Origin of the sequence: Aeromonas sp. Y311-2, from assembly GCF_027706025.1 — a bacterium.
In the GTDB taxonomy this organism is placed as follows: Bacteria; Pseudomonadota; Gammaproteobacteria; order Enterobacterales; family Aeromonadaceae; genus Aeromonas; species Aeromonas veronii.
Genome location: NZ_JAPDCL010000002.1, coordinates 259,290 through 277,047, shown reverse-complemented (window position 1 = coordinate 277,047; position 17,758 = coordinate 259,290). Strand labels below are relative to the sequence as shown.

Genomic DNA, 17,758 nt, shown 5'->3' with positions numbered 1-17,758 from the left:
ACTATCGAAAGTCAGTAAGTCTTGTCGACCCGCACCCCATCATCGAAGTAGAGAATGCGCACCTTGTCCCCATTGGCAAAGACCATGGCGGGATCATAATCCTGGATCACGTTGATAAGGGCATTTTGCTCGTTGCGGATCAGCAGCTCCACCAACTTGTTTTCCACCACGGTTCCCTCGGACTGGTATTGCTGCGCAGCTGCAGCCCCCGCAAGCGCGCCGACGGCGGTGGCGATTTCACGGCCATGACCGCCGCCAAACTGGTTGCCCAGCAGACCGCCCAACACGGCACCACCAAGCGTCTTCCAGCCAGAGTGCTCGGACTCCAGGATCTGGCGCTGGGTAATATTGCGCACCGTTTCGACCTGACCAAACACCACCTGATTGACCGGCCGCGCGGTATTGCGCTGGTAGACCTCCGCCCCGGCGGGCGCCGTGACAAAGCAGAGCAAGCTGGATACTATCAGGATAATGGCCTTCATCTATGAACCTCGTTGCCTTATGTCTCGCTATCTTACCCAACTGGATGATGAGCTTTGCTGGTTTCCCGACCCCAGCCATGCGCTGGAAGAGCCCAACGGCTTGCTGGCGATCGGCGGGGATCTCTCCCCGGCCAGATTGCTGGCAGCTTATCACAAGGGGATCTTTCCGTGGAATGAACCCCACCAACCGACCCTGTGGTGGTCACCGGATCCCCGCGGGGTGATCCGTCCCGACCAACTCCATGTGGGGCGGACACTGCAGAAGATTATCCGCCGAACCCCATTCGATATTTCCGTCAATCGCGCCTTTAATGAAGTCATTACTGCCTGCGCCGCCCCTCGTCGCACTGCCGATGGCACCTGGATCAGCCAACCCATGATCGATGCCTACCAGCAGTTGCACCGGCTGGGTCATGCCCACTCTATCGAGATCTGGCAGGAGGGAGAGCTGCAAGCGGGACTGTATGGCCTCTCTATCGGCCGACTGTTTTGCGGTGAATCCATGTTCAGCCGGATTGATAACGGTGCCAAACTTGCCATGGTGGCACTCTGTCGCCACTTCGCCCGCCATCACGGCGCCCTCATCGATTGCCAGATGCAAAACCCGTTTCTGGCGACCCTGGGTATCGAGGAGTGGCCACGGGCCCGTTTTCTGGCTGAGCTCGCGCGCCTTGGCCATCAACCACTATTGGCTTCCTGCTGGCAAGAGGGGGAGATCAGCTTATGACTGAAGAAGTGATCCTCAAAGTAGGGCTGACCCCCAAGCATCCCTGCAGTTATCTGGACCATGAACAGGAGCAGTTGCTGGTGCTGATGGATCACAATCTGCTCAACGCCAACGGTTACGAACGATTGTTGACTGCCGGTTTTCGCCGCAGTGGCAACGACATCTATCGTCCCCACTGCCCGGCGTGCCATGCCTGCCAATCCCTTCGTATTCACAGTGAACACTTTCGTCCCAGCCGCGGCCAGAAGCGGATCCGCCAGCTCAACAGGGATATCGAGATCGTCCTGAGCTACGATGACAAACCCGAGTATTACCTGCTCTACGAACGCTATATCCGCGAACGCCACCACGATGGCAGCATGTATCCCCCCAACCGCAGCCAGTATCGCGGTTTTCTCCATTGTGACTGGATGCCGCCACTCTATCTGGAGATGCGCAAGGAGGGCCGTCTTATCGGCGTGGCCACCACAGACCTGCTACCCCACTCCTTGAGCGCCATGTACACCTTCTTCGATCCGGATTATGCCGATCGCTCCCTGGGCACCTTTGCCATCCTTTGCCAGCTCGATCTGGCCAGGCGAACCGGGCGAAGCTGGCTCTATCTTGGCTATCTGGTAGAGGCGTGTCGCAAGATGAATTACAAACGCAATTACCTCCCTCATGAGCTGTTAATTCAGGGGGAATGGAAAAATATCGACACCAAGCCCGAGTAAACTTTACACATAGCCTTAAATCCGGCATGATCCAGCGGTTTTTTGTTGTGGCTTATCAAGAGGATTCAATGGCTAAAGAAGACAGTATTGAGATGCAGGGCACTATTCTCGAAACCCTGCCCAATACCATGTTCCGTGTGGAACTGGAGAATGGTCACGTGGTTATCGCTCATATTTCAGGCAAGATGCGCAAAAACTACATTCGTATCCTGACTGGAGACAAAGTAACGGTAGCACTGACTCCCTACGATCTCTCCAAGGGACGTATTGTTTTCCGCTCTCGCTAAGCCAGGAATTCAGCAAAAAACCCCAACCTTTCGGTTGGGGTTTTTTGTCGTTTTCTGATCACTGACGCTTAGTGGGAAACAGCTTCAACATTGACCTGAAAATCAAAGCTGAGGCTGTCATTTACCAACTCAACCTTCACTATTCCCCCGTCAACCAGTGAACCGAACAGGATCTCGTTGGCCAGGGGTTTCTTGAGGTGCTCCTGGATTACCCGACCCATCGGTCTGGCGCCCATGGCTCTGTCATACCCCTTCTCCGCCAACCAGTGGCGAGCACGCTCGGACACCTCGAGAGAAACTCCCTTCGCATCCAGTTGAACCTGCAATTCGACAATGAACTTGTCGACCACCTGATGGATCACCGTCATATCCAGATGGTTGAACCAGATGGTGTGATCAAGCCGGTTGCGAAACTCCGGACTGAAGGTCTTGTTGATCACCGCCATGGCATCGTGGCTCAAATCCTGTTGCTGGAAGCCAATCGATTTACGCTGAGTCTCCTGCACACCTGCGTTGGTAGTCATGACCAAAATCACGTTACGGAAATCCGCCTTGCGCCCGTTGTTGTCGGTCAGGGTGCCGTTGTCCATCACCTGCAACAGCAGATTGAATACGTCCGGGTGAGCTTTCTCAATTTCGTCAAGCAACACGACGGAATGAGGATGCTTGATCACCGCATCAGTCAGCAGACCACCCTGCTCAAAACCGACATAGCCGGGAGGCGCACCAATCAGACGAGAGACGGTGTGACGCTCCATGTACTCGGACATATCAAAGCGCAGCATCTCGACACCCAGCGCCTTACCAAGCTGCTGGGTGACCTCGGTCTTGCCCACCCCGGTCGGACCAGCGAAGAGGAAGCACCCTACCGGGCGACGCTCGTTACCCAAACCTGAACGAGAGAGGCGAATCGCATCGGTCAGCACCTCGATGGCTTTATCCTGACCAAAAACCACCATCTTGAGATTGCGCTCCAGGTTCTTTAGCACCTCTTTATCCGAGGAAGAAACTGATTTCTCAGGAATGCGGGCGATCTTGGCTACGATGGACTCAATTTCTTGCACATTGATCACTTTCTTGCGCTTGCTCGCCGGCAGCAACCGCTGACCGGCACCCGCTTCGTCGATCACGTCGATCGCCTTGTCGGGTAAATGACGATCATTGATGTACTTGGCAGAGAGCTCGGCAGCTGCACGGATCGCCTTGGCGGTATAGCGCACGCCGTGGTGGGCTTCGTAGCGACTCTTGAGCCCCATCAGGATGCGCGTGGTGTCATCGATAGTCGGCTCAACAATATCGATCTTCTGGAAGCGACGGGCCAACGCACGGTCTTTCTCGAAGATCTGGGCGTACTCCTGATAAGTGGTGGATCCCACACAGCGGAGCAAACCATTGGAGAGCAGCGGCTTGATCAGGTTGGCCGCATCCAGCTGACCACCGGATGCCGCACCGGCACCAATGATGGTATGTATCTCGTCGATAAAGAGAATGGCCCCTTCCTGACGCTCAATCTGCTTGAGCAGTACCTTGAGGCGCTTCTCGAAATCACCACGGTATTTGGTGCCCGCCAGCAGAGACCCCATATCCAGCGAATAGATGGTACTGCCCGCAATCACCTCGGGGACATCCCCCTTGACGATTCGATAGGCCAGACCTTCGGCAATGGCGGTTTTACCCACGCCTGCTTCACCCACCAGCAGCGGGTTGTTCTTGCGACGGCGGCAGAGCACCTGAATGGTACGATTGAGCTCCTGATCACGGCCAATCAGCGGATCGATGCGCCCTTCCAGCACCAGCTGATTCAGGTTGGTGGCAAAGCTCTCTATCTGGGCGGCCGAAACATCATCATCAGACTCGGGATTGTTATTGCTGCCGAGATCCGGCTTGCTGTCCTTGCGAACCCCGTGGGAGAGGAAATTGACGACGTCGAGACGGCTGATCTCGGCTTTTTTCAGGAAATAGGCAGCTTGTGACTCCTGCTCACTGAAGATAGCGACCAGCACGTTGGCGCCGCTGACTTCGGTATTGCCGGAGGATTGCACATGGAAGACGGCACGCTGCAACACACGCTGGAAGCCCAGTGTCGGCTGGGTTTCACGATCTTCATCATCGCGCGGTATGAGCGGAGTAGTTTGGGTGATGAATGCGCGGATCTCCTTGCGCATCTGCTCAACATCGGCACCACAAGAGCTCAGCGCCTCATGGGCTGAACTGTTATCCAGAAGGGCTAACAACAGGTGCTCGACGGTCATGAATTCGTGGCGCTCGTCACGGGCCAGTTTGAAAGCCTCGTTCAGCGTCTTTTCTAGATCTTTATTCAACATAGGCACCTCCCCTAGTACAGCTACAATGTGGTGTCACACTCGCCATCAAGTCATCAGATTCAAGCCTTTTCCATAGTACAGAGCAGTGGATGTTCGTTGTTACGTGCATAGGTGTTGACCTGGACGACCTTGGTTTCGGCGATCTCTGCGGTAAACATGCCGCAGACACCCTTACCACTATAATGCACACTCAGCATGACCTGAGTCGCCTTGTCCAAATCCATACCAAAGAACTTTTGCAGCACCTCCACCACAAACTCCATGGGCGTGTAGTCATCGTTGTTCAACACAACCTTATACATGGGTGGCGGCTGCAGCTTTGTTTTCTCTGCTTCTGCAATCTCTTCATTAGCAAAGAGTTCTTTCTGCTTGCTCATAATCGCGCTTTGGTACCTCTAGATTACTACCGTCTAACACAAGGTTGTCAATAGACTTGTTAACCAGATCACATCAGCTGTTAACAACTTCTTGACTCGCTCAAAAGTTAGACTAGATTGGTTACTTGCTAATCTGTGCCCGTCTGCTATGGGCCCATGTCCCTAGTTATAAAGGGCTGGCGCAGGTTACTCAACGACTTCTGGGTAATCAATAAAAGGATGTAGAAGTATGGCAACCGGCACAGTTAAGTGGTTTAACAACGCAAAAGGATTTGGGTTTATCTGTCCGGAAGGGGGCGGTGAGGATATCTTCGCTCACTACTCCACGATTCAAATGGAGGGCTACAAGACCCTGAAAGCGGGTCAGGCTGTCAATTTTGAACTGCAACAGGGGCCGAAAGGAAATCACGCCTCTGTGATTGTGCCAAACGAAGCACAAAATATGTAAATAACGCCCGTTGGATAAATAAAAAACCGGTTCCTCTCTGAGCAACCGGTTTTTTATTGTCAGATTTCTGGCGAATCCTGCCTCCTCACGGGATCACAGGGTTATCACCAGCCATGATCAGTCGTGATATTCACTACAGGCGATCAGGGTATTTTCCATCAGGCTGGCGACCGTCATTGGGCCGACGCCACCGGGTACCGGGGTAATGAAGGCGGCATGGCTGCGCGCCGTCTCAAACTCCACATCCCCGACCAACGAGCCATCAGCCAAGCGATTGATGCCCACATCGATTACCAGTGCCCCCGGTTTGATCCACTCGCCAGGAATGAAGTTGGGCTTGCCGACAGCAACAACCAGCAGATCGGCACGGCGAACCTGCTCTTCCAGATCCCGCGTAAAACGGTGACAGGTCGTGGTTGTGCAGCCCGCCAGCAACAATTCGAGGGTCATGGGACGCCCCACTATGTTGGACGCTCCCACCACGACCGCATGCAGACCGTGCGTCTTCACGCCGGTGGTCTCGATCAGCGTCATGATCCCTTTCGGAGTGCAGGGGCGCAGCGCCGGAATACGTTGTGCCAGACGGCCGACGTTATACGGGTGGAATCCATCTACATCCTTGTCAGGCTGGATCCGCTCCAGCACCTGAGTGGTATCAAAGTGATCCGGCAACGGCAACTGAACCAAAATGCCATCTACGTGGCTATCCGCATTCAGCTGATCAATCAGCGCCAGCAGCTCTTCCTGACTGGCAGTGGCACTCAGGTCATAGGAGCGGGAGAGAAAACCCACCTCCTCACATGCCCGGCGTTTGCTGCCGACATAGACCTGAGAGGCGGGATCCGCCCCCACCAGAATGACTGCCAGCCCTGGAGCCCGTTTCCCTGCCGCCAACCGCTGTTGGACTTGCGCCGCGACCTGGCTGCGAATCGTTTGCGCAACCTGTTTTCCATCTATGATTTTGGCAGACATCGTTCTCCACTCACCATGTGTTCAACTGCCGCGCATTGTCGCATTTTTTTAGCCGGGATGTTAGCGGCAGACGCACACCAGACCTGTAGCGGGCAATAAGTAGGCACTTGAATTTACTGGGGGAAAAAGTCGTTGACGCTGCCCCTTACGCTTGGCTATGATGCCCGCCCGTTGCCCAGTACGACTCTTGTCGATATGCTGGTCAGGGATTTTCGGTGATTAGCGCAGTCCGGTAGCGCATCTGGTTTGGGACCAGAGGGTCAAAGGTTCGAATCCTTTATCACCGACCATGTTCATCGACTCGTCCCTAAGACGTGTTGATACAAAGCGCCCTTAGCTCAGTTGGATAGAGCAACGGCCTTCTAAGCCGTGGGTCGCAGGTTCGAATCCTGCAGGGCGCGCCATTGATACTCTCCTTTTCTTCTGGATTGGCGAGTGTTGATGAAGATTTTAGTGGTGGCTGTAGCTCAGTTGGTAGAGTCCCGGATTGTGATTCCGGTTGTCGTGGGTTCGAGCCCCATCAGCCACCCCATTATTCTGTCGATAATCGCCGCAAGGTGATGTCCATCGACCTGGTGCAGTGACTTCTGGTCTGCTCCACGAAAAACCGGCCTTGGCCGGTTTTTTTGTTTTGCGCTCCACAGCGCCTTGCCTTGTCTGCAAGGTCATCCTCCAGCTCGATAAACGCGGCTCCGCCCATTTGTCACGATGGCTTCTCCCCATCGATGACACAGCCACGCTCCCCCGCACATCAGCCTGCCCGGTTCTTTTTCTGTATTTCCCAAGCGCCATTGATATGCTGATCGCTCTTCTTCTCTCCTGCTTTCCGTTGGAGCTTTTCTATGCAACGCATTCTTTTTGTCGAAGATGATCCCGAGATTGGCCAGCTCATCAGCAGTTGGCTCGGTCGCCACGATATGGACGTGATCCTCGAGCCCAGAGGGGACATGGCGCTGGCCCGGGTCGAGGCCGAACAGCCCGATCTGGTGCTGCTCGATATCATGCTGCCAGGGCAAGATGGCATGTCCCTCTGTCGGGATCTGCGGCCGCGCTTCGACGGCCCCATCGTGATGCTCACCTCGCTTGATAGCGACATGAACCAGATCCTGAGTCTGGAGCTGGGTGCCAACGACTACATCCTTAAAACCACCCCGCCCCCCGTGCTGCTGGCCCGACTTCGGGTGCAGTTTCGTCAGCACCAGCAAACATCAACTCAACCTGCCGCCACCAGCAGTGCTCCCCAGCAGCTGCAATTTGGTCGGCTGCGGGTGGATGGTCCGGGACGAGATGTGCGCCTCGATGGCGAGAGCATTGCCCTCTCGACCGCCGACTTTGATCTGCTGTGGGAACTCGCTTGTCACGCGGGCCAAATCTTGAGTCGGGAAGCCCTCTTTCGCAGCTTGCGCGGCCGGGAGTACGACGGTCAGGATCGCAGCATGGATGTGGCCATCTCCCGCCTGCGCCGCAAACTGGGTGATAACCCCGACAACCCGGCCCGGATCAAGACAGTGCGTCAGAAAGGCTACCTCTTCGTCCCCCACGCCTGGGAATAACCCTCTTTCGGGAGCACCGCCATGCGCCGTCTCTTTATCCAGTTCTATCTGTTGCTGATAGGCTGCTTCACCCTCGCCATCCTGCTGGTGGGTGTGGTCTATCAGGTGACCGCCGAACGGGCGGGTGATCGCTATCTCGAACGCATGATGCAGGGATCCCTTGGCCTGTTGACCGGCGAGTTGGCAAGAACCCCGCCCGAGCGCTGGCCCGCTCGTCTGGCCGAGCAGAGCAGTCAGTTTACCCTCCCCCTCAAGATCGGCGAGCTGGTGCGCCAGCCCCTGACCAGCGAGGATCAGGCCTTTCTGGCCGCCGGCAATATTGTCATCGTCGAGGAGGATGACACCTTCCTGCAGCGCATCCCCGATACCGATCGGGTGCTGATTGTCGGCCCTGTACCCTACCTCTCTTACCTGCACGAGCTGCACTGGGTCGATATAGGGCTGTTGCTGGTGATCGGCCTATCCCTCGGACTGCCCATTCTGCTCTGGTTGCGTCCCCACTGGCGGGGTTTGCAGCAGTTGGAGCAGACCGCCCGTCGCGTAGGCGATGGGGATCTCTCCTGCCGAACCAATCTGCCACCGGGCAGTAGTCTGGCCCGGGTGGGACGCACCTTCGATCAAATGGCGACCCAATTGCAGGCCATGATTGCCAGCCGCAAGCAACTGACCGATGCCATCGCACACGAGTTGCGCACCCCGCTGGTCCGGTTGCGCTATCGGCTTGCCATGCTCGATCCTGCCCCTGCCGAGCAGGAGCAGCAGGCGCTGGAGCGAGATCTGGGAGTGCTGGACGCCCTGATCGAAGAGATGCTCACCTACGCTAAGCTGGATAGACCCGAGCTGCCGTTGCAGCGCGACGAGCTGGAGCTCAGTCACTGGGCACAAGCGCATCTTGGCGACTGGCAAGCGCTGGCCCCCGAGAAGAGGCTCACCCTCGATCTGCCGCCACGTCACATGCCCTGGTGCGGCGATCAGCGTCTGCTGACGCGCGCGGTGGAGAACCTGATCGGCAATGCTCTGCGCTACGCCGAGAGCGAGGTCACCCTCTCCATCTCGCGGCTACAGGAGAACTATCTGCTGGAGGTGAGCGACGATGGGCCGGGGATCGATCCGGCGCTGGCGCCCCAGATCTTCGAACCGTTCGTGCGCCTTGATCAGAGCCGGGATCGTCGCACCGGCGGCACCGGGTTGGGACTGGCCATCGTGCGCAGCATTGCCCGTCATCACGGGGGGGATGTGGCGTTGCTGGCCAGTGACCACGGCGCCCGCTTCTGCCTCACCCTGCCTGTACATTTGGATACAAACCGTCACCAACCGCTCACTGAAGGGCCGCAGCAACCGTCATAGGATGACTGTCATGGAGAACGCTCCATAACATCAACCCGAATAAGGAAATTGAACATGAAAAAGATCATTCCCCTGACCCTGGCTGCCGTCTTCGCCCTCACCTCCGGTTTCACCATGGCGGCCACCCCGACCAAGACAGCCACACCGCAAGCGACCCAGACCAAGGTGGTGAAAAAACACCATAAAACCACCCACGCCAAGACCCCTGCCGTCAAAGTCGCGCCGAAAACCAAGTGATCCAACCGGTCACTGGATAACACAGAGGGAGGCTGACGCCTCCCTTTCCATCTCTTCCCGAAATTTTCCTGACGAGCGCCTCCCTCGTCCAAACCGGATCCACGACCCGGCCCCCTTTGCGGGAAACGGTCAATGACCACAGGAACATGGCATGTGGCGTCATCTGCTTAAATGGCTCGGCCCCGTGTGCAGCTTGCTGCTGCTCGGCACCGCACTGACCGTGCTGTATCACCTGACTCAGGCATGGCACTGGCACGATATTCGTGTGGCCATCTGGTCCCAACCCCTGCCGCGACTGGCGGGCGCCCTGTTGCTGACCCTGCTCAGTTATGGTTGCCTCTGCAGCTATGACATGCTGGCGCTCCATGCGCTGGGCAAGCGCCTTCCCTGGCAACAGGTCAGCATCACCTCCTTTATCGCCTACACCTTCTCCAACACCCTGGGATTTGCCCTGCTGACCGGCACCTCGGTACGCTATCGCCTCTACTCTGCACTGGGGCTCGCCACCGGAGAAGTGGCCCGCGTGGTGCTGTTCTGCTCCATCACCTTTTTCCTCGGCCTGTTGGCGTGGGGAGGTGGCGCCCTACTGACCTGCGATGTATCACAGTTGCTGCCTGACTGGCCGCAATGGGCAGATACCCTGCTCAGGCTAGCGGGCGTCATGGCGCTGCTGTTGGTGGCCTGCTACCTCTGCTGGCCCGCCCCACGTCTCTCCTGGCGAATACACACCCTGACCCTGCCGGGCTTTCGGATACGTCTGTTGCAACTGTTGGCCGCGCTGGCCGACTGGATGGCCGCCGCCGCAGTGCTGTTTGTGCTGTTGCCTGCCGATAGTGTCCCCTACCCCGTGCTGCTCAGTGCCTTCGTGCTGGCCAGCTTCCTCGGGGTACTGGCCCACGTGCCGGGTGGGATCGGCGTGTTCGAAGCGAGCATGAGCCTGCTGTTGGCCAACTACCTGCCGGCCGACAAGCTGCTAGCCTCGCTGCTGCTCTACCGGTGTATCTATTACGTGCTGCCTTTCCTCTGCGCCCTGCTGCTCTTTACCAGTCAGGAGATGTTGCAACAGAAGGCTCGCTGGCAGCGGTTGCAGGGGATCATGAGCGCCATTCAGGAGTTTCTGCCCGCCCTTATCAGCGTCGGTACCTTCGCCGCCGGCAGCCTGCTGCTCTGCTCGGGCATGATCCCGACCATGCGCAGCCACATCGAAGTGTGGCTGCAGGTGTTGCCTCTCCACCTACTGGAGCTCTCCCACGTGCTCGGCAGCGTGAGCGGTATCCTCCTGATCCTGCTGGCGCGCAGCCTCTATCGCCGTCACGACGCCGCGTTTCGCATCACCCAGCTGCTGCTGGCTCTGGGTATCGCCTTCTCCCTGCTCAAGGGGGGGGACTGGGAGTCAGCCCTGCTGCTTGGCAGCTTTCTACTCATCATGACCCCCTGCCGCTCCCTCTTCTATCGCAAGGGGTCGCTGCTCTATCCCCAGTACACCCCAGGCTGGCTCATTTCAGTCGGCGCCGTGTTGCTGGGAGCGCTGTGGCTGCTGCTCTTCTCCTACCGTCAGGTGGAGTATGACCACGCCCTCTGGTTCCACTTCTCGCCCCACGGCGGGGCTGCCCGCGGCCTGCGCGCCATGGGGAGCGTGGTGGCCGTGCTGGCCGTGGCCGGGGTTGCCCAGCTGCTTGCGCCGCTGCGCATGGTCGGTGAAAAACCGGACAAGGAGACGCTGGCGCGCGCTCACGAGCTGGTGGTGCGCGAAGGGGGGATCCACGGCTATCTGGCCCAGCTGCAGGACAAGTCCCTGCTGTTCCACCCCGCCGGCGACGCCTTCCTGATGTATGGCATCGAGGGCAACAGCTGGATTGTGATGGGGGATCCGGTCGGCCGCCCCGATCAGATCGAAGAGCTGCTCTGGCAATTTCGCGAGCGGTGCGACGAGCACGACGCCAACCCGGTCTTTTATCAGGTCTCGGCCCGCTATCTTCCGCTCTATCTGGAGCTGGGGCTGATCCCCTTCAAGCTCGGTGAAGAGGCGATGGTCGATCTGGCCACCTTCGATCTGGCGGGCAGCCGGCTGCGCAACCTGCGCCAGAGCCACGCCAAGGGCAAGCGGGAAGGGTTGACCTTCGAGGTGGTCGAGGCAAGTGCCGTGGCCCCCCTGCTGCCCAGATTGCAGACCGTCTCCGATACCTGGCTGCAGAGCAAGATGGGCAAGGAGAAGGGCTTCTCGGTCGGCCGCTTCGAGCCTGACTACCTGACCTTGAGCCCGGCTGCGCTGGTGTGGCACGAGGGGCAGATTGTCGGCTTTGCCAACCTCTGGGTGAGCGACAACAAGGAGACCCTCTCCATCGATCTGATGCGCTACAGCCTGGATACCGGCACCGCCCCCATCATGGATTTTCTCTTTGTCGAGCTGCTGCTGTGGGGTAAGGCGCAGGGGTACGCCAGCTTCAATCTGGGGATGGCCCCCATGTCCGGCTTCAACGATCATCCGCTCAACAGCTATTGGGCCCGCCTTAGCAATACCCTATTTGTGCGTGGCAGCCGTTTTTACAACTTTCAGGGGCTCAGACGCTACAAGGAAAAATTTTCGCCCCGCTGGGAACCCCGCTACCTGCTCTGCAGCAGCAAGCTGGTACTGCCCAGAACCCTGACTCACCTGATCACCCTGATTAGCCGCGGCCCGTTGGGGCTGATCAAGAAATAGGAGCATGGCCAATGAGAGCCTTGATATTGCTGTTACTCAGTCTCGTACTGCCCGTTTCATCTTTTGCGGCGCACGCCGCCCCGGTCAAGGATGACCTGAGCCTGATTGAGCTGCCGGTCAAGCAGCCCTCCGACGCCCCCATGGTGATCTTTCTCAGCGGCGATGGTGGCTGGGCAGCCCTCGACAAGGGGTTGAGCACCCAGTTTCAGCTGCACGGCATGCCGGTCGTGGGCTGGAGCTCCCTCACCTACTACTGGAAGAAAAAAAACCCGGAGCAGGTGACCGCCGATCTGGAGCGGATCCTCGACGATTATCAGGCCCGCTGGCAGCGCCCCCGCTGGCTGCTGGTCGGTTTCTCGTTTGGTGCAGAGATTGCCCCCTTCGTCATCAACCGGTTGCCGGAGCACTATCGTCAGGGGCTGGTCGGGGCCGTGATGCTCTCCCCCTCTACCAGCTCGGACTTCGAGATCCATGTCAGCGACATGCTGACCCACAAGGCCCGCAGCTACCCGACCGAGCCGCAGGTGAAGACCATCCGGGATCTGCCGATGCTCTGCCTGCAAGGAGCCGATGACGATGACGGCGACCGCCTCTGCCCCCGTCTCAACCAACCCAATGTCACCAGCATCACCCTACCGGGAGGACACCATTTTGACGATAACTACCCCCAGCTCTATCAGGCCATCACCAAGCAGCTGAACGTGCCCTGAATCAGCAGCCTGTAGAGCATTAACCGGTATCACCACGGAATGCCTTTTAAGTACCGAGCAGGGCAAATCAGCGAGCAATAAAAAGGGCCTCTCTTGCGAGAGGCCCTTTAACTGAATTCGACAGCAAGTTTGACAGGATTAGGCTTGGGTTCGGCAGCAAGATCACTGCGGCTGTTCACTCCAATTGGCCAATCGGCTCAGCCAGATGCTGGGCTATCAACAATGAGGATTTGCAGTCCTATGCTGACAACCGCTCGGGATTGCGTCATAAAACAAAAGCCCTGATGTTTCCATCAGGGCTTTGCAATTTGGCGGTGAGGGAGGGATTCGAACCCTCGATACGTTGCCGTATACACACTTTCCAGGCGTGCTCCTTCAGCCACTCGGACACCTCACCAAATTTTTGCTCACTGCTTTATGTGCTTGAGCTGCACATTCGCTGGCGGACCATGCCGCGGCGACGGGGCGTAATGTAAGGGATACGATGGCTTTTGGTCAATGCAATTTTTTACTTTTTGCGTTCGTTTGCTCAATATCCGAACCAAGTGACCAAAAATATGCCGTTTCGTATCCCTTTCAATCAATTTACTGCCGCTTCGTGCAAATGTTCACCTTTGAGCGCCTCTTCCAGCGAGCCGTAAAATTCCAGCTTGCCGGGCTGCGGCCGCACCTTGGCACGGGCCAGGGTCTTGAGCGGTTGGAACTGCAACTCGGCCACCCGCAACTCGACACCGGCTTTAGCCATCTGCTTGCCAAAGTGGAGGAAGGCAGACAGGCCGCCCGCATCGAGGATGGAAACCGCCTCCATCTGCAACACCAGCACCTTGTGTCCTTTCACTTGTGATTCCAGCTCGGCAAAGACCCGTTCGGCCGCTGCGAAGAAGAGCGGGCCGTTGATCTTGTAGAGCAGGCCGTTGTCCGGCACCTCATGGGCATAGCGCTTGTGCTCGGCCAAATCATGCAGTTTGGTCATCTTGGCGATTTCGCGCATAAAGAGCAGGGAAGCCAGGATCACCCCGAAAGTGATGGCGATGACCATGTCGAAAATGACGGTGAGCGACAGGCAGACCAGCAGTACCAGCACATCGGATTTGGGCGCGCGACGGATCAGCTCCACCACCTTGTGCGCTTCACTCATGTTCCAGGCCACGATGAGCAGCAAGGCAGCCATGGCCGAGAGCGGCAACCAGGAGAGCCAAGGGGCCAGCACCAGAATGGCGGCCAGCACCACCAGCGCATGGACGATCCCCGAGACGGGGGACGTAGCGCCGGCACGCACGTTGGCGGCAGAGCGGGCGATGGCTGCGGTAGCGGTAATACCGCCAAAGAAGGGGGCGAAGATGTTGCCAAGCCCCTGCCCCACCAGTTCGGCGTTGGAGCTGTGTTTGCGACCGGTCATCCCATCGAGTACCACGGCGCAGAGCAGCGATTCGATCGCCCCCAGCATCGCCATGGAGAAGGCGGCAGGCAGCAGCCGCTCAACAGCCGCCAGGTTCCATTCAACTGGCAAGCCATCCGGTCCGGGCAAGGCCCAGGGCATCACCAGGGTCGGTGCGATGGGCGGGATCCCCATCCCTTGAGTGCCATCGGCCAGGGTATAGCTGAACTTGCTGCCGATGGTGGCCACATCCACCCCGAAGTAATGGAGGCCAAAACCCAGACCTACCCCGACCAGCACCGCGGGCAAGTGGCCGGGCACAGGCAGACGCAGGCGCGGCCAGAGTAGCAGCACGGCCAGCGTTGCGACCCCCACCAGGGTATCGCCCCACTGCCAGCTTGGCAGGGCGGCGGCCAGCGCCTCGACCTTGCCCAGATAGGTTTCCGGCATCTCGGGCACGCTCAGGCCGAAGAAGTCCTTGATCTGCAAGGTGGCGATCACGATGGCGATACCACCGGTAAAGCCCAGCGTCACTGACGGGGGAATGTACTCGATAAGGCGGCCAAGACGGGCCATCCCCATCGCCACCAGAAAGAGGCCGGAGATGAGCGTTGCCATCAACAGACCACCGACCCCGAACTGCTGGGCGACCGGATAGAGGATCACCACAAAGGCAGCGGTCGGGCCGGAGATGGAGTAGCGGGAGCCACCGGTCACTGCGATCACGATACCGGCAATGATGGCGGTATAGAGACCGTGTTGCGGCGGTACACCGCTGGCGATGGCCAGTGCCATGGCGAGCGGGATGGCGATGATGCCCACCGTCACACCGGCGATAAGATCACGGCCGAAGCGGGCCATGCTGTAGGGTTCATCAATACAGGACTGGCGTAAGGCTATGGCGAGCTTCACGCTATTTAAAGAGGCTTGCTTGTGCATGTATATCGTAATACCAGAAGAGGGAGATAAAGGCCGGAGAGATCCGGCGCCCGATCATCATCAAGGGCCGGCAGGGCTGTCGACGCGGCGATGGTATCCTGCGTAACCTTACTCCAGACGGGCCATTTTTTCGATGGGCAGGATCAATGAAACGCGCGCTCACCCATTATTTGGCCTATTTGCCGCCAAATCGCCGATCTTGGCTCCTGCTCTCCCCCTTTTTGCCACAAAGATTACCATTTGAGCCTCATCGAGTTGCCAGCACGTTCGCGACATCATGCTGTCATCATCAGGTTGATGCGAACCGAACCAATGCCCCCTGCGCCGGTTGGGGGGAGCGATGGCAAGGGACTGATTGTGCTGAAAATAAACCGCAAAGCGCAACTTTTGGGCAAACAGTCCGAAAATCCGGTTTTCGGGAAATTCGCGGGTTGACACCCGCCGCCCTGGTCATTAATATTCGCCCCGTCTTGACGAGACAGGCAATTCCTCCTTAGTTCAGTCGGTAGAACGGCGGACTGTTAATCCGTATGTCACTGGTTCAAGTCCAGTAGGAGGAGCCACTTTTCCCTCGTAGTTCAGTCGGTAGAACGGCGGACTGTTAATCCGTATGTCACAGGTTCAAGTCCTGTCGAGGGAGCCAAATTCTAAAGCCCAGCCTTTTGGCTGGGCTTTTTCGTATCTGCCTCAGAAGAGCCTAGAGAAGCCTGGATTACTCATCCCCACACTGGGGGCTGTCACGTCCACAAACAGGTCAATACCACGCCACAACCGAGCATGCTCACGGAGTGCTTGCTGATAGGCCCAAGTAGCGATGGCAGTAGAACGCTCGGCATCGACGCTGACCAGAGGGGCCAGCTCGTCCGTGAGGTACGCCCCATGGGTCAGGATATTCTGCTCGTACCAAGCATCCCTGTGCTCGGGAGCGGCAAGAAAATCCCGTTTGCTCCGATTACAGTTGGCGTGTGCCAGTACGAAGTTGTGACCCAAATCGATTGGATAACGACGCCAGGGGATGAAATGGTCTACCTCACCACTCCCGTGTATCGCCTTGTTACAGTAAAAACAGGTTCCCCCCTGCAAGTCCCTCAATACCTCTCCTACTCGCCCCAGCGCCTGACGGCTTGAACCAAATAGAAAATTCTCCAACCCCACACTGGGGCCAATCAGTGGCTGATTACCCTTGATGTCGCAGATAAGCTGTAACCAATGCTGTCGGGAGAGGGAGACCACCAGATCGTAAAAGCGGTGGAGACAGTAGAGAATGCCGGGGTTAAGGCAGATATGATCCGCGCCCCTTTGGTGCGGATAGAGGTGGCACTCCTCTCGCCCACCCAGGATCTGCAGACGCCACAAGGGTCCCTCAACAAGGATGCGCCGAACTCGGGCAAGAAGAGGCCGCCAGGCGTCGTGACGACGCAGTGCAGTCACCGAGCGGACACCCTCTTCACGCAGCCGCGACAACTCCGTCAGCATGATGACCTGACGACCGCTGCTCTGTTTGAGCAAGGTAGCCGTTTCTCCCGTCGCCGAGTAGGGCAGACTGTGCTGCCAATAAAGCTCCACAAACTTGGTGGCCAGTTCGTCCAGCGTAATAGTGCGCGCCGCAGTCAGATCATGGGTCTCGGTACTGCGCTCAATCGCGATATCTGCAATCCCGTGGAGCAAGGCGCACTTGTAAGTGGCCACAAAATCGCCTTCGGTAAAGATGCGTTGCAGATAGGCAATAAAAGCGAGTTGTTGCTCAGGGGAGGCGTGCATGTTCACCCCCAAGGATCAGACTCTGCCAACTCAAGCCGCTACGCGCCAAGGCATCCTCCTGTGGTTCTGACACATGGAGCAGTGTCATCCCCTCCTCCAATGCAAGCCGCTCCACCTCATCGACAGCTACCGGATACATGGCTCGCTCCCGCATCTCCTGCTCCGAGATAACCAGACGAAGACTCAGTACCAGATAACCATCTGGTGAGAGCAGCTCATGAAGACGTGCCAGCGCCAAGGGACGAGACTCCGGGGGTAGATGCATCCAGACAGCACTGAGCAAAATCAGATCAAAAGTACCGGTCACGCGAGAGAGAGCCGGCATAGCATCATTGACCCACGCCACCGCAGCCTCACAGGTATGACATTGCCCCTGCGCAACAAGTGCCTGACATGGCTCGACAGCGACCACCATGTTGCCCTGATGGAGCCCCGCTAAAAACGCGGCATCACGACCACTGCCGGCCCCTACATCGAGTAACCTGCGCGGTGCAGCAAGGAGCCAAGGCTCCAGCAGTGTGAGCCAGTCGCCGTGAACGGCGCGCGCAGATACCTGTTGGTAACGAGTCGCCAATTCGGTGGCATGGCACTGGTAGTAGTCGAGGGACACAATGCGTTCCGAACGGAGAAGGAAGTAAAATAATCTCACAAGATCAGTTAGTTGGCCATGGCTAGAATGACACTTTCCCAACATGAACGATTAATCGGGCAGCGGCATTTACAAAACCGGGTGTCCGCCAAAAGAACCGCGGCCAGAGGGCTCTGAATGATGCCATCATTCAACATTTCGGGTAATATTCGG

General features: G+C 57.7%; 17 protein-coding genes and 6 tRNA genes. 14 read left to right on the top strand and 9 right to left on the bottom strand.

Annotated elements, in window-relative coordinates:
• Positions 1-11: 11 nt before the first annotated feature.
• Positions 12-482 (bottom strand): glycine zipper 2TM domain-containing protein, encoded by a 471-nt coding sequence (locus tag OKC42_RS03265; RefSeq protein WP_064338141.1) that lies wholly within the window; start codon positions 480-482, stop codon positions 12-14.
• A 19-nt stretch (positions 483-501) separates the two neighbouring features.
• On the opposite strand from OKC42_RS03265, the gene aat reads away from it, so the two are divergent.
• The 3 genes from aat to infA all read left to right on the top strand — a co-directional run bounded on the left by aat (position 502) and on the right by infA (position 2,209).
• Positions 502-1,209 carry a leucyl/phenylalanyl-tRNA--protein transferase gene (gene aat / locus OKC42_RS03260; RefSeq protein WP_064338142.1) on the top strand — a complete coding sequence of 236 codons (708 nt, stop codon included), beginning with the start codon at positions 502-504 and terminating at the stop codon, positions 1,207-1,209.
• The gene (locus tag OKC42_RS03255) at positions 1,206-1,922 is read left to right on the top strand and encodes an arginyltransferase (RefSeq protein ID WP_005351203.1); all 717 of its coding nucleotides are present in this window, start codon (positions 1,206-1,208) and stop codon (positions 1,920-1,922) included. The genes aat and OKC42_RS03255 overlap by 4 nt, the downstream gene beginning before the upstream one ends.
• 68 nt (positions 1,923-1,990) lie before the next feature.
• Positions 1,991-2,209: a translation initiation factor IF-1 gene (infA, locus tag OKC42_RS03250; RefSeq protein ID WP_005300033.1), complete on the top strand. Its 219-nt coding sequence runs from the start codon at positions 1,991-1,993 to the stop codon at positions 2,207-2,209.
• Between the two features lie 68 nt (positions 2,210-2,277).
• Here the strand turns inward: infA and clpA are convergent, their stop codons facing one another.
• Positions 2,278-4,533: an ATP-dependent Clp protease ATP-binding subunit ClpA gene (gene clpA / locus OKC42_RS03245; RefSeq protein ID WP_005337110.1), complete on the bottom strand. Its 2,256-nt coding sequence runs from the start codon at positions 4,531-4,533 to the stop codon at positions 2,278-2,280.
• A 59-nt stretch (positions 4,534-4,592) separates the two neighbouring features.
• Positions 4,593-4,910, bottom strand: coding sequence for an ATP-dependent Clp protease adapter ClpS (clpS, locus tag OKC42_RS03240; RefSeq protein WP_005337111.1), 318 nt, complete (start codon positions 4,908-4,910; stop codon positions 4,593-4,595).
• 229 nt (positions 4,911-5,139) lie between these two features.
• Between clpS and cspD the strand changes: the two genes are divergently transcribed.
• Positions 5,140-5,358 (top strand): cold shock-like protein CspD, encoded by a 219-nt coding sequence (gene cspD / locus OKC42_RS03235; RefSeq protein ID WP_005300025.1) that lies wholly within the window; start codon positions 5,140-5,142, stop codon positions 5,356-5,358.
• 117 nt (positions 5,359-5,475) lie between these two features.
• Here the strand turns inward: cspD and folD are convergent, their stop codons facing one another.
• A complete protein-coding gene (gene folD, locus OKC42_RS03230; RefSeq protein ID WP_064338144.1) occupies positions 5,476-6,330 on the bottom strand; it encodes a bifunctional methylenetetrahydrofolate dehydrogenase/methenyltetrahydrofolate cyclohydrolase FolD in 855 nt (284 codons plus the stop codon).
• A 213-nt stretch (positions 6,331-6,543) separates the two neighbouring features.
• Here folD and OKC42_RS03225 point away from each other — a divergent pair.
• From OKC42_RS03225 to OKC42_RS03190, 8 genes are all read left to right on the top strand, one after another.
• Positions 6,544-6,620 (top strand) — tRNA-Pro (locus OKC42_RS03225).
• 37 nt (positions 6,621-6,657) lie between these two features.
• Positions 6,658-6,734, top strand: a tRNA-Arg gene (locus tag OKC42_RS03220).
• A 52-nt stretch (positions 6,735-6,786) separates the two neighbouring features.
• Positions 6,787-6,862: transfer RNA gene (locus tag OKC42_RS03215), tRNA-His, on the top strand.
• 310 nt (positions 6,863-7,172) lie between these two features.
• Positions 7,173-7,883 carry a two-component system response regulator RstA gene (gene rstA / locus OKC42_RS03210; protein ID WP_199428074.1) on the top strand — a complete coding sequence of 237 codons (711 nt, stop codon included), beginning with the start codon at positions 7,173-7,175 and terminating at the stop codon, positions 7,881-7,883.
• A gap of 21 nt (positions 7,884-7,904) precedes the next feature.
• A complete protein-coding gene (gene rstB / locus OKC42_RS03205) occupies positions 7,905-9,230 on the top strand; it encodes a two-component system sensor histidine kinase RstB (protein WP_270819053.1) in 1,326 nt (441 codons plus the stop codon).
• Positions 9,231-9,284: 54 nt separating this feature from the next.
• A complete protein-coding gene (locus OKC42_RS03200) occupies positions 9,285-9,467 on the top strand; it encodes a hypothetical protein (protein ID WP_076494658.1) in 183 nt (60 codons plus the stop codon).
• 151 nt (positions 9,468-9,618) lie between these two features.
• Positions 9,619-12,168: a bifunctional lysylphosphatidylglycerol flippase/synthetase MprF gene (gene mprF / locus OKC42_RS03195; RefSeq protein WP_270819052.1), complete on the top strand. Its 2,550-nt coding sequence runs from the start codon at positions 9,619-9,621 to the stop codon at positions 12,166-12,168.
• An 11-nt stretch (positions 12,169-12,179) separates the two neighbouring features.
• Positions 12,180-12,878: an AcvB/VirJ family lysyl-phosphatidylglycerol hydrolase gene (locus OKC42_RS03190; RefSeq protein WP_120414448.1), complete on the top strand. Its 699-nt coding sequence runs from the start codon at positions 12,180-12,182 to the stop codon at positions 12,876-12,878.
• Between the two features lie 309 nt (positions 12,879-13,187).
• Here the strand turns inward: OKC42_RS03190 and OKC42_RS03185 are convergent.
• From OKC42_RS03185 to OKC42_RS03175, 3 genes are all read right to left on the bottom strand, one after another.
• Positions 13,188-13,275: transfer RNA gene (locus OKC42_RS03185), tRNA-Ser, on the bottom strand.
• Between the two features lie 183 nt (positions 13,276-13,458).
• Positions 13,459-15,195, bottom strand: coding sequence for a C4-dicarboxylic acid transporter DauA (gene dauA, locus OKC42_RS03180; protein WP_204383407.1), 1,737 nt, complete (start codon positions 15,193-15,195; stop codon positions 13,459-13,461).
• Positions 15,196-15,354: 159 nt separating this feature from the next.
• The gene (locus OKC42_RS03175; protein ID WP_128821555.1) at positions 15,355-15,633 is read right to left on the bottom strand and encodes a hypothetical protein; all 279 of its coding nucleotides are present in this window, start codon (positions 15,631-15,633) and stop codon (positions 15,355-15,357) included.
• Positions 15,634-15,682: 49 nt separating this feature from the next.
• On the opposite strand from OKC42_RS03175, the gene OKC42_RS03170 reads away from it, so the two are divergent.
• Both OKC42_RS03170 and OKC42_RS03165 read left to right on the top strand, forming a co-directional pair.
• Positions 15,683-15,758: transfer RNA gene (locus OKC42_RS03170), tRNA-Asn, on the top strand.
• A 4-nt stretch (positions 15,759-15,762) separates the two neighbouring features.
• Positions 15,763-15,838: transfer RNA gene (locus OKC42_RS03165), tRNA-Asn, on the top strand.
• Between the two features lie 44 nt (positions 15,839-15,882).
• On the opposite strand, the gene OKC42_RS03160 is transcribed toward OKC42_RS03165, so the two are convergent.
• Both OKC42_RS03160 and OKC42_RS03155 read right to left on the bottom strand, forming a co-directional pair.
• A complete protein-coding gene (locus tag OKC42_RS03160; protein WP_270819051.1) occupies positions 15,883-16,956 on the bottom strand; it encodes an HNH endonuclease in 1,074 nt (357 codons plus the stop codon).
• Positions 16,940-17,566 carry a class I SAM-dependent methyltransferase gene (locus tag OKC42_RS03155; RefSeq protein WP_270819050.1) on the bottom strand — a complete coding sequence of 209 codons (627 nt, stop codon included), beginning with the start codon at positions 17,564-17,566 and terminating at the stop codon, positions 16,940-16,942. The genes OKC42_RS03160 and OKC42_RS03155 overlap by 17 nt, the downstream gene beginning before the upstream one ends.
• Positions 17,567-17,758 lie beyond the last annotated feature (192 nt).